At 53.8% G+C, this 11,144-nt stretch carries 10 protein-coding genes; 4 read left to right on the forward strand and 6 right to left on the reverse strand.

All coding sequences use genetic code 11. The annotated features are described in order from the left end of the window. Positions 1 to 367: 367 nt before the first annotated feature. The 4 genes from ACFQDM_RS00150 to ACFQDM_RS00165 form a co-directional block, all read right to left on the reverse strand. Positions 368 to 1,081, reverse strand: coding sequence for a hypothetical protein (locus ACFQDM_RS00150; RefSeq protein WP_377373866.1), 714 nt, complete (start codon positions 1,079 to 1,081; stop codon positions 368 to 370). Then, complete coding sequence (locus ACFQDM_RS00155; protein ID WP_377373869.1) at positions 1,078 to 2,157, reverse strand: GSCFA domain-containing protein; 1,080 nt, start codon at positions 2,155 to 2,157, stop codon at positions 1,078 to 1,080. Before ACFQDM_RS00155 ends, ACFQDM_RS00150 begins: the two co-directional genes overlap by 4 nt. Before the next feature lie 978 nt (positions 2,158 to 3,135). Then, positions 3,136 to 3,594, reverse strand: coding sequence for a hypothetical protein (locus ACFQDM_RS00160; RefSeq protein WP_377373872.1), 459 nt, complete (start codon positions 3,592 to 3,594; stop codon positions 3,136 to 3,138). Between the two features lie 48 nt (positions 3,595 to 3,642). Next, entirely contained in the window at positions 3,643 to 4,329 is a 687-nt protein-coding gene (locus tag ACFQDM_RS00165; RefSeq protein ID WP_377373875.1) for a hypothetical protein, read from the reverse strand. Between the two features lie 151 nt (positions 4,330 to 4,480). Here ACFQDM_RS00165 and arsC point away from each other — a divergent pair, with 151 nt between their 5' ends. The 4 genes from arsC (at position 4,481) to ACFQDM_RS00185 (ending at position 9,393) form a co-directional block, all read left to right on the forward strand. Then, entirely contained in the window at positions 4,481 to 4,900 is a 420-nt protein-coding gene (arsC, locus tag ACFQDM_RS00170; RefSeq protein WP_377373878.1) for an arsenate reductase (glutaredoxin), read from the forward strand. A gap of 58 nt (positions 4,901 to 4,958) precedes the next feature. Beyond that, positions 4,959 to 5,609 (forward strand): arsenical resistance protein ArsH, encoded by a 651-nt coding sequence (gene arsH, locus ACFQDM_RS00175; RefSeq protein WP_377374244.1) that lies wholly within the window; start codon positions 4,959 to 4,961, stop codon positions 5,607 to 5,609. A 157-nt stretch (positions 5,610 to 5,766) separates the two neighbouring features. Further along, complete coding sequence (locus tag ACFQDM_RS00180) at positions 5,767 to 8,403, forward strand: TonB-dependent receptor (RefSeq protein ID WP_377373881.1); 2,637 nt, start codon at positions 5,767 to 5,769, stop codon at positions 8,401 to 8,403. A 75-nt stretch (positions 8,404 to 8,478) separates the two neighbouring features. Next, positions 8,479 to 9,393 (forward strand): hypothetical protein, encoded by a 915-nt coding sequence (locus ACFQDM_RS00185; RefSeq protein WP_377373884.1) that lies wholly within the window; start codon positions 8,479 to 8,481, stop codon positions 9,391 to 9,393. On the opposite strand, the gene ACFQDM_RS00190 is transcribed toward ACFQDM_RS00185, so the two are convergent. Then, a complete protein-coding gene (locus ACFQDM_RS00190) occupies positions 9,390 to 10,103 on the reverse strand; it encodes a sulfotransferase-like domain-containing protein (RefSeq protein ID WP_449301478.1) in 714 nt (237 codons plus the stop codon). The genes ACFQDM_RS00185 and ACFQDM_RS00190 overlap by 4 nt on opposite strands. Before the next feature lie 8 nt (positions 10,104 to 10,111). Next, the gene (locus ACFQDM_RS00195) at positions 10,112 to 11,041 is read right to left on the reverse strand and encodes an aminotransferase class IV (RefSeq protein ID WP_377373890.1); all 930 of its coding nucleotides are present in this window, start codon (positions 11,039 to 11,041) and stop codon (positions 10,112 to 10,114) included. Between the last annotated feature and the right edge of the window lie 103 nt (positions 11,042 to 11,144).

Raw genomic sequence — 11,144 nt, forward strand, 5'->3', positions numbered from 1 at the left:
AAACCTGCGGCGATAGAATCTGGCTATCTTTTTTGCCTATCGCAAGCTTGCGTTCGACTGTGGCGCATCCTCTCCCCGTGATCCCGATCAAGAAAACATGAGATTTGTGGACAGTGGACATCAGTGCGTACTTAGAAACCGGTATCAAGTTGGAAGGTTGTGTTCACGATGGCAATTGTGAAGGTACCAAAATGTTCCACCTCGCAACGGGAATTTATCACAATCTAAATTAAAAATAATTCTTACGTCCAAGTTTCTGGAGTACTCCTGTAAAGCATGTTTGACATTTGAAGCGAGTTGTACTGTCGGCATCAAGAATTCCGTGATAGCGCTAAAACAAAAAAGCAAGCGGTCCTCTGACAAGTTTTCAATCTATTCCGGCATACTTTCGAATTTCGCTAATACATATATGCCCATATTCTAAATTTGCATGATGTACATCGTTCGGTCGCTCATTGTTAAAAGCCATTTTCGTTGTTCCTGTTTCACTAATTGTATCTTTGGCTTGTCTAATGACCCCGACACCGCGTGAGCTTAGAGTTTGGATGGTCCTTTCTCGATAAAGCGCATCAATGTGGCTGATAACATTAAGCCGGGAAGTTTTCAGGTATGGTGCGTCCTCGAAGAAGCGAGGTGCTTCCAGAGCAGCTACTTGCATCCCGATTTTGACGAGAGCCGTTGTGTAGTCGATGGCATATTGATTGTCTTGTGCAATAAGTTTCTCCACGAAAGCATCTGACAGTGTGATTTCCTTCGACGTCTCCTTAAGGCGCCATGGAACATGCGTTTCCCAAGAAAAGTCGCGTAATATACGAGAGGTATTTATCGGTAATGAGACAACGAGTAGATCTGGCCATTTAGCTTTACCGGTTGAGCTGGAACTGAATTCGACTTTGTTCCATTCCTCGGCGGTGATGCGAACCGTTTTTCCTTGTTCGTCGACTTCGAAGAAAGGGCTTGTGGCAAAAGTACCTTTTCCAAGAGCCATGAAGGACAGCCATTTATTCTCTTCACGGACTTCATTGTGCGCTCGTTTAATTGCTCCAAGATGTGAGTCGCCGAGCACTAAAACATTCGTCATTGGTTTGGTCCGAATGCAGCCAGTAGTTCTTCTTCACAGGCTACGTCGTCTGCATTGTTCTGTTGTATGTCGGGTGCAACTTTTGGGGCATCTTTAAGTTTTGCTTTTCGCTTTTTTTTTGCTCGCATGGGGAGGCCTGCGAAGAATGTCTTCATGACGTGATCTACACCATGCGAATTTACACTTCGCATATTCGGCTCAAAAAACGTGCCGCGGTATGGTGCGGAGTTGATGATCTCGTAGGAGGGGAAATATGAAACTCGCTTAGAAGTTTTTTCTACACTGCCAGCAACAGCACGCAGTATTGATTTGGATTCCATCGTTGCGACAAGAACATGGTTTCCGGAATTGGTGGCGGTCAGCGGGACGGGCGATACCGTTAGCAAGATGTTTGGACCGTTTTCGCGGGCGGCGCGCATTTTACGGATTGCGGTGGTAAGGGATCGTTTAATAAAATTATAGTCTTGATTTTGAAAAACATGTTTTTCCGGGTCGAACGTCCCCGCGACTGTACCGGGACACATAGGATACTCGAAGCCGCCGTCCTTATCCCACCAACTTTCGGTAAGTCCTAAAGTGAAAACGAATATATCACTCTCGAGGATGGCCCGTTTGAAGGCGTGAATGCATTGCTGGCGGGAGGCTAGCATTTCTTCGACTGAGGCAAAACCATCAGGCTCAATCGTTGGCCGGAATGGGTCTATAATACGTCCAGATTTTTCCCAGTAAATCTTCGGTGCTTCGCGTTCTTCTAAGGCCCATTCAGTCCATTGAAGAAGCAGCGAGGTAGTGTATATATTTGCGGTGCGTGCGCTGAAGATTCCGTAGTTAAACGATTTTGCTGTTTCAGGAGACGTGCCCCCTGGTGCCGGTTCAGCATCTAGCCATGTGAAACCGCGAGCGACGAGGGCTTTGCTGAAGTGCTGCGCGAAACATGACCCGAATGTAACAATCTTTTTTTGTTTTGTTATTGCAAATGGTGCCTTCCATAAGGAGTCAATGTCAAGCATGTTGCGCTGGCCAACCGCAGGAGCCCAGAATGATCGTGGCTCAAGAGATTTGTATGGGTGAGACATCAAGCTATCCTCGCATTCGTTTTGGGTGCAATAAATTTAGCACGAGCTTATTTTCACATCTACTCATGATTAGCATTCATCGGTAAACGTACACTGTGAATTTGCTGACTGTCTATACGCAGTTTGTTGGTGCGCTGTTTCGAAGTTCGAGAACCTGGGGCGTTAGTCTATTAGTTCGGCAGTGTGCGATATATCTTACACGTTAGCCAGATGTTCTTGAGCAATTATTCACCCTCGAACTTAGGTTCTTTCCGGGCTTCTTGGTGTTGTGTTCGGAGTTTCCGATCGTCGCAGAACTGGCGTGGTTCGAGATTTCTTTCACTTCACAGATTGGAAACCCGGCCAGCCAAGTCTAACTAATTCGGAGGACGCGGACCGTTGAGCAAGCAGTGGACGGGCGCTATATTCTTCAGTAGATCAAGGGCCACGAATTGCTGCTTGGCATTCTGTGTTGATAGCAATGATGCTGCCTTTGACGCATTTGGCACACATCTCCAGAGGGCAGTAGTTTCAATCAGGCTAAAAGGTCTGACCGCGTAGGCGGTTCGATATCAAAATGGGGGTGGCTCTAGAAGAAGATGCATCATGGACTATTGTGCGGCTTTCGAGCTCACGCTGCCTTTCGTGCGCCCAAGGTGCGTCGGCCATTGCGTGCGCTTGCTTTGCTGTCGGTGGAGGAGTTTTGGCCCATCTTGCTTTAGCCTTGCGAATATAGTAGGCTTTTTACAAAAACCGCGGGCATAAATTGCTCATATGTACTAAGTTCATAGAGAATGCTCAGACCCTCCGACAGATCAAGCAGTGGGGGATTTGGTAGTCTCTCTTTATTTGAGGTCTCACGCAACGCAAAAACGTTGTTTTAAGCAACGCGATAAATTATGAAAAGCGCATCGGTGCCAATGGTAGCCGCGATACCTTATATAATTTTGTGATAATAAATACTCGAGTTGATGCCGGGAAATTGTAGATCACTGACGTTCAGCGTAGAGCCATGCTCAGGGCTTCGATCATCACCTGCGTAAGCAGGGCGATAAACAGGCCCCAGCCAAAGCTGAAAAATGTGCCAATAATGATGTATTCGCTCATTTTACGCTGGCCGATTTCCTTCACTTCGCCAAAGCGGAGAATGGATTTCGCAGCGATCAGAAAACCGACCCCTGTGGGCTCCCCCATCAGAACCAGCAACATGATGAGGGCTCGCTCGAGATAACCGATATAAAGCCCGCCATTCGTCAGGCCCGAGGGTTCTGCGCCAAGTTCATCTGCCAGCGGCTTTGTGAAAATCCGGATGAGAAAGGCACCGAGAAACAGGCTCAGCCCCAGCCCGATCACGACAGCAATTGTGAAGGCGATATCGAGCGGAAATCCCAGCAGGAAAAGTCCGAAACTGATCGCAAGGGCGAGCGCCGAGGCGATGAGATAGCCTTTCACAAACATAGGGCGCCTTTCTGACAGGTCTATTGGCCTGTCTTTCTGTTGACAGGCTTAAACGGCTGTCTTGTCCGTGATGAGAGTATGCCAGTCGGTTTCCTCGAACACAATCAACGCTTCCTGCACGGCGCGCCAGTTGGCACCGCGTAGCGAGTCCGTGACGGTTTGCTTGCGAACATTTGGTGTGAGGAGCCCGCCAATATCCTCGTGCGTGGCATCTTTATGGAGGAGGGCCAGCCCGGATATTTCGGCCTGACGTCTGGTCCAGTTTCGCAGGAATGCGCTGCAGATATGGGTGGTGGCGAGCACCCAGTCTGACAGCGGGCCAACACGCTCTGGCAGGTGCGTGGTCAGATCGAAATAGCCCGTCATCTTCGAGAGGGCGCGGCCTGACAAAATGAAGGCTTCACCGCTGGAAAGCGCGATATCATCCTGCCTGACGTCTTCGACATGGCCAATGCCGATGGAAATGCGGGTGTCGGCATCAAGCCGCGCACGAAGCTCTGCCCGGATCAGCACGGACAGGCGCAGCGCGTACTGAGGCGCCGTCATGGCGAGCTGCCAGGCGTCTCCGCTGAAGAATTCGGGCGTTCCGATGACGACATCGCCCCAGTCATACTCAAAGCGCGCGACCGTTTCCCGGATCACATCGCGTATCCGGCCGATTTCTGCGGCTGTGAGTTCTGTTGAGCCTATGATATCGCCGCTGAGGACAGCGATCACCTGATATGTCTGTACCATGGGACTTCTCGACAGCCTGATTTACCTGTCTAGTTTAAGACAGTTTAATTCGCCTGTCAAAGCGATAGGTCGGTCAGAAATATGCGCCGTCCATTATTGACAATCACTCTCAATTCAACAATTCCGGAATTATTGAATGAGGGGGTCAGGCATGATTGTCATCCATCACAATCCAGACTGCGGAACATCGCGAAATGTGCTCAGGACGATTGAGGCTGCAGGATATGAACCGGTCGTCATTGAGTATCTGAAAGAAGGCTGGACGCGGCCGCAATTGCTGGCGCTGTTTGCCGCCGCTGACCTGACCCCGCGGACGGCTCTGCGTGAAACCAAATCCCCGGCAAAGGAATTGGGACTCCTCGAAGACGATGTTTCAGACGAGGAGATTCTGACGGCCATGCTTGAACATCCCGTATTGGTGAACCGTCCCATTGTGTGCTCGGCGAAGGGTGTGAAGCTCTGTCGTCCGAGTGAGGCCGTGCTCGACCTGCTCGAGACCTGGCCAGAAGGGCCGTTTCACAAGGAGGATGGCGACCTCCTGATCAATGAGAAGGGTGAGCGCGTTGGCTGAGGATACTTTCCCGAACCTCGATGAAGGCAAATTCCGTCCTATTGACGAAGACGCGCTGATGGCGCCTGAGCGCATGACGCACAAGCCACGCATCCTGCTGTTGCATGGTTCGCTGCGCGATGTGTCCTATAGCCGGCTCGCAAATGAGGAGGCGGCGCGCATTCTGCGTCGGTTTGGGTGCGAAACACGTGTGTTTGATCCGCGCGGTCTGCCGCTGGTGGACAGTGAAGAGGATAGCCACCCCAAGGTTCGCGAACTGCGCGATCTGGTGATCTGGGCTGAAGGCATGGTCTGGTGTTCCCCGGAACGCCATGGTGCCATGACGGGCCTGATGAAGACCCAGATTGACTGGCTGCCGCTCTCTTTGGGCGGGGTACGTCCCACGCAGGGCAAGACGCTCGCCGTCATGCAGGTATCGGGTGGTTCGCAGAGCTTTAATGCCGTCAATCAGATGCGCATTCTCGGGCGCTGGATGCGCCTGATCACCATACCCAATCAGTCGTCCGTCGCGAAAGCCTGGCTCGAATTTGAGGAAGACGGTCGCATGAAGCCGTCATCCTATTATGACCGGATCGTCGATGTGATGGAGGAGCTGGTCAAATTCACGCTGCTTACCCGCGAACGCGCGGGCTATCTGGTGGACCGATACTCAGAGCGTAAAGAGACGGCAGCCGACGTATCTGCCCGTGTTGGACAGCGAAATATGTAGCTTTAAGTGATAAGGTTCTGACTTAAAATCACTGCGAGCAAAAGGTCACAAATCTGTCGTTGAAAGATCACAGAAGGTTCGGCTTTCTGTAATCGAACTGATGCGGATTTCCGACAACAACCCCGACAGCTGAGTGGGAAACAAGCTGAGGGGTAACATGAAACTCAAATCCTATATTCTGGCGAGCAGTGCCATTCTGCTGGCCACTTCACCCGTTTTTGCACAGGCAGCCGAGCAGACGGACGAAGAGATCAAGCTGGAAACCGTCACCGTGCAGGGGTCTCTCCTGTCTCGCCAGCGCGGCATCGCCGACAAGCGCGACGCGCTGTCCGTCATTGATGCGCTGGGCATCGACGAACTTGGTCAGCTGCCAGACAAGAATATCGGAGAAAGCCTGAACCGTCTTGCCGGTGTGTCCATGCTCGTTGAGAAAGGCGAGGGGCGTTATGTCCAGATCCGCGGCATCAATCCATCGCTGAACAATGTCACGATCAATGGCGCCAATATGGGCTCGCCAGAGACCGAGAATGGCGGCCGGAATGCGCCGCTCGATATCCTGTCTGGCGGCGTGCTGGGTGCCGTTCAGGTGATCAAGGCGCCAACTGCCGACATGGATGCGCAAGGCATTGGCGGCACGGTGAATGTCGAGACCAAGTCACCCTTCGACAAGGATGATGAGCTTTGGGGCTATGTGACCGCGCGCTATGGCTTTGAAGAGATCGACCCGAAAGATCAGGCCTATGGCGGCGAAAACCCGTATGGCATTGACGGTACGCTCTCTGGCAAAACGGCTGACAAGAAGCTCGGCTGGCTGGTTGCCGGTTCATGGTCTGACCGCGAATATATCGCGCCAGGTTTCTATCAGGATGACTGGGTAAGCTATGAGGCCGATCCTGCCACGGGCAGTGTTGGCGGTGCAGCGCCGGAAAACGTGAAGAACAACTATTATGTCATCGGCCGTGAACGTCTGAACCTGAACGGTGTTCTGGAATATCGTCCGGACAGCAATTCCAAATATTTCGCGCGCGCTTTCTATGCCGAGTGGAACGAGTATCAGCACCGAAATCGCTATGAGCAGAATTTCGACACGGATATCGTCTTCACCTCTGCCAATAGCGGCACATCTGGCGAGAACCGCATCGCGACCAATATTCGTCTGGAGAATGCCGACAAGAGCATTTTCTCTTTCACGGCAGGTGGTGAGAACGTTATCGACGCCTTCACGCTGAATTATGAGGCGCAGGCGAACAAGAACGAGATCGACGAACCTTACTCCTATTGGGAGTGGCGTTCCGGTCGTGACTTTGGCCCGAACCAATTCAGCATTTCAGGAGATGGCGTTGTCGCAATCACGCCGGATGCGGGTACCCCGGACCGTCAGGACCCGTCTCTGATCGATTTCCGCCGCGCGCGTTTCCAGGACAGCCATATGGAAGAGGATGGCTTCTCGGGCAAAGTTGATCTGCGCTGGGATATGGATGACCGGACCTGGCTCAAGACGGGTGTGAAAGCGCGTCAGACGGACCGCGAATGGGATTACAGCCGTGACCGCTTTGACGGTGGCGCGCAGGATCTCAATCTGGGCAGCTCGGCAAGCTTCACGAATGGTGCGTTCACCAACTGCATCGACGAAGGCTGTGCACCGAACATCTTCATGGATGTTGATGCCATGAATGCTTTTCTGAATGACCCGGCAAATGCGGCATACTTTGAAGAGAATGCGAGCGACGCCTTTGTTCAGGATTTCTCTTCAGACTACAGCATCAAGGAAACCGTGCTGGCTGCCTACGCCATGGGTGTTCGCGAGTATGGCAATGTGGAGCTGATTGGTGGCCTGCGCGTCGAGGCGACGGATGTTGAAAGCACGGGCTATGTGCTTGAGGATGACACTGCGGTCGAGATCGAAGATGGCGGCGACTATGTCACCTGGCTGCCATCGCTGCTGGCCAACTGGAACGTGCGGGATGATCTGAAAATTCGCGGATCTGTCACCCGTGCCCTGGGGCGTCCTGAGTATAATGATGTTGCACCGAACGCGAATTACTCAGAAGAGCTGGGCATTGCCAATCTGTCGATTGGTAATCCGGACCTCGAGCCTCGTACATCCTGGAACTATGATGCGTCGATTGAGTGGTATCCGAACGAATTCAGCATGTTCTCTGCTGCGGTGTTCTACAAGGATATCTCTGACGATCTGATTTCTCTGTCTGAGCGTTACACCTCGCAGGCAGACATTCAGGCGGCCCTGAACGCACGTGGCCTTGGCGGCGCGGTCGATACAACCGGTGTGACAGAGCTGAACATCTCCACGACGGTGAATGGTGGTTCCAGTACGCTGAAAGGCATTGAGCTGATCGCTCAGACGCAGTTCGATGACTATCTGCCAGACGCTCTGGCAGGCCTTGGTGTGTCGGCATCTGCAACATTCCTGGATGGTGAAACGGAAGTGAATGGTGAAACCCTGCCGCTGTTGAACCAGGCCGAGAAAACCTATGCGCTGACCTTCTTCTATCAGAACCACGGCGTCGATGCGTCGGTCAGCTATGCCTATAATGACAGCTTCCTGACCGATGTGAATCTCGCCGATTCCGACCTCGACCTCTATCAGGGATCATTTGGTCGCTGGGATGCGAAGGTGTCCTATGAGCTGCGTGAGGATCTGAAACTCTTCATTGAGGGCGTGAACCTGAATGATGAGCCAACCTCGGAATTCCAGGGCGGCAGCGACAGCCGTGTCACGGAATTCGAGTATGTCGGTCGTTCCGTTTATCTCGGCTTCAGCTTCGGCTTCTAGTCCGGCTTCGTCTGAGACTGATAATGGATCGGGCAGGTTTACCTGCCCGGTCTCCTTGTTTGGGGGAGAGGAAACATGACCCTTCTGAAAATCGCTTTGTTCGCTGTGACCTGTCTCATGGCGACGTTTTTTCCGGCACTGATGGTGTCAGCTCAGCAGACGTCCGGGATTCCGGAACTGGGCTCGCTCAGCAATTATGAGCCGCCAGAGGTACAGATGCTGAGTGCGGAGACCCTTCGCGTCTATGAGGCCCCGGAGGCTGACCAGGGCGTGGCGGTCGATGAGACCTATTTCTACCCGGTCGACAATGCTGTGATCGGCAAATACCGACGCGACACAGGTGAGCTGGTTGCGCGTTTCATGACGGCGCCAAAAGGCCTGCTCCGGCATATGAATTCCTGTTATGCGCGGGACGCCAAGCTCTGGTGCGCCAATTCGAACTATTCGCTGACGCCGATGGCATCATCCGTCGAAGTGTTTGACGCCGAGACCATGACGCATGAGACGAGCTGGTCTCTGGGCCTTATGGATGAAGGCTCTCTCACCTGGTTTGACGACTGGCGCGGTGATCGCATTGCAGGCTTTGCGCATTATTCGAAAAATGGCGGGCTGGCCTTCAAGGGCAGCGAGTTTTCCGGCGTGGTCGTGTTTGATGCGGACTGGCGACGCAAGGGTGGCTGGATGATGCCCGCGAGCGTGGTTGAGCGCATGGCGCCTTATGCGGCTTCAGGCGGTGCAATCGGTCCGGATGGATTGCTGTACCTGCTGGGTCATGATCTGCCGGAAATGTATGTTGTGGCGCGCCCGACCATGGGGCCGGTTCTGATCCATGTGGCAACGATTGCGCTGGAAGCAGAAGGCCAGGCATTTTCGTTTGTGCCGGGCGATAGCCGGGAGATCTTTGCGATTGATCGGCGTGAAGGCCTTGTTCGCCAGATTGCTCTGCCCGAGCTTGGCAGTTTGCCCGAAGAAGCGCTGCCGTTCGACTAGACCTTATAGCGCGCCAGTCTTTCATAGATGGGCATGGCGGCATCCAGAATGGGCTTCAGCGCATCGGGCAGGTCTGGCAATGGACCCGGCGGCGCGGCGAAGCCCGTTGAGGCGTTCACGCTTTCATACCAGTGCGGCGCCCAGGCGCCGTCTTCCGGCCTTGGGCCAGAGGGCCAGCTCAGCATTTGCGGGTCCCAGGGGATATCGAGCCCGTGGCAAACCTTGCGAAGCGTGTCTTCCGGGGCGGCGAGAATGTCATCGCTATCGACCACGAGCGGGCGCTGCCCGGTCAGATTACAGACCGTGTCGAAAAGCTGTGCCTGAAGCGGAAACCCGATGGCTTCGAGGCTGACTTCATCCATCTTTTTGGCAAATGACGTCAGCACGCGGGCAGGATGGCGGATGAGAAACGCATTGCGGACCTCTTTCATCCATCGGCGCGGAATGCCGTCCACCATGTGATGGGTCATGTGCTTCTGATACTGGATCGGTGTGTCCACCGGGCCCTGAGTGAGCGCCTCAATGACGGTCTTCGGATCATCGGGCTGCGAGGCCATGATCTCATCCTGCATGGGATGAATGAGACCTGTCAGAGACAGATAGGCCGCGTAGAAAGGCTCATCCACACAGCTGGTATCTGCGCGGGCACCAAAGCTGCGCATGGTCGCGGTCGAGAGATTGCGCGGTCCGGACCACATGGCGATGCGCAGGGGCTCTGTCATGAGATCGGCGTCAGATTCTGCGCGACATAGGTCTGGTAGAGCGCGCGAATGCGCTGCGTCACCGGGCCGTTCAGATGTTCGATCTCGCGGCCATCGACCTCACGCACGGGAGAGACGCCGGCAAAGGTGCCGGTGATGAAGACCTCATCGGCCGAATAGACATCGAACAGGGAGAAGCGCTTCTCGATGGCGGGAATACCTGCTTCGCGACAGACTTTCAGAATATTGCCGCGTGTGATGCCGCCAAGGCAGTATTCCGGCGGCGAGGTCCAGACCTCGCCATCACGAACGATGAAGAAATGGGTGGAGTTGCAGGTCGCGACAAACCCTGCCGGATCCAGCATGAGCGCTTCGTCAGCGCCGGCCTTTTCGGCCTGAATACAGGCAAGGATGCAATTCAGTTTGGAATGTGAGTTGAGCTTCTGATCCTGCTCGGCCGGTCCTGTGCGGCGGACATGAACCGTGAAGAGACTTTGTCCGCGATCAATGATCTCCGGCACGGGCGATTTGTATTCCGGAATGATGACAATCGTTGCCTTGCCGATGGTGAAGCGGGGGCCTTGATAGGGGGTCTTCTTGATGCCCCGTGTCACCATCAGACGGATGTGCACGCCATCCTGCATCTGGTTGGCTTTCAGACAGTCAAAGAGGCGCGCTGTCAGCTCTTCCTTCGTGAGGCCGATATCCATGTCGATGGTCTTTGCGCCCGCATAGAGCCGTTTCAGATGCTCCGGGAGGAACGCGATGCCGCCATCCTTGACGCGCAGGCCCTCCCAGACGCCATCGCCGAGAATATAGCCGCTATCAAAGACGGATACACTCGCTTCATCGCGCTTTTTCAGCTCGCCATTGACCGAAATCAGGATGTCCGCATTGCGCGGATCCGCGGTGTAATCATGAACGCCATGGGCTTCATCGTCACTCATATCAGGTCCTGTCTGCTCACATGTCTCGCATCATGCGCGCTTCTGCCCTTTCGGCAATGGGCACGATGAAATGAAGGATCGGATTTCCGTTCCGAATGGCCAC

The organism is Ponticaulis profundi (assembly GCF_042659465.1).
In the GTDB taxonomy this organism is placed as follows: Bacteria; Pseudomonadota; Alphaproteobacteria; order Caulobacterales; family Hyphomonadaceae; genus Ponticaulis; species Ponticaulis profundi.

Coding starts and splice junctions, on each gene's coding strand:
- ACFQDM_RS00165 (WP_377373875.1), bottom strand. CDS start 4,329: ATGGTACAGACATATCAGGTGATCGCTGTCCTCAGCGGCGATATCATA.
- ACFQDM_RS00195 (WP_377373890.1), bottom strand. CDS start 11,041: ATGAGTGACGATGAAGCCCATGGCGTTCATGATTACACCGCGGATCCG.
- ACFQDM_RS00180 (WP_377373881.1), top strand. CDS start 5,767: ATGAAACTCAAATCCTATATTCTGGCGAGCAGTGCCATTCTGCTGGCC.
- arsC (WP_377373878.1), top strand. CDS start 4,481: ATGATTGTCATCCATCACAATCCAGACTGCGGAACATCGCGAAATGTG.
- ACFQDM_RS00150 (WP_377373866.1), bottom strand. CDS start 1,081: ATGACGAATGTTTTAGTGCTCGGCGACTCACATCTTGGAGCAATTAAA.
- ACFQDM_RS00185 (WP_377373884.1), top strand. CDS start 8,479: ATGACCCTTCTGAAAATCGCTTTGTTCGCTGTGACCTGTCTCATGGCG.
- ACFQDM_RS00155 (WP_377373869.1), bottom strand. CDS start 2,157: ATGTCTCACCCATACAAATCTCTTGAGCCACGATCATTCTGGGCTCCT.
- ACFQDM_RS00160 (WP_377373872.1), bottom strand. CDS start 3,594: ATGTTTGTGAAAGGCTATCTCATCGCCTCGGCGCTCGCCCTTGCGATC.
- arsH (WP_377374244.1), top strand. CDS start 4,959: ATGGCGCCTGAGCGCATGACGCACAAGCCACGCATCCTGCTGTTGCAT.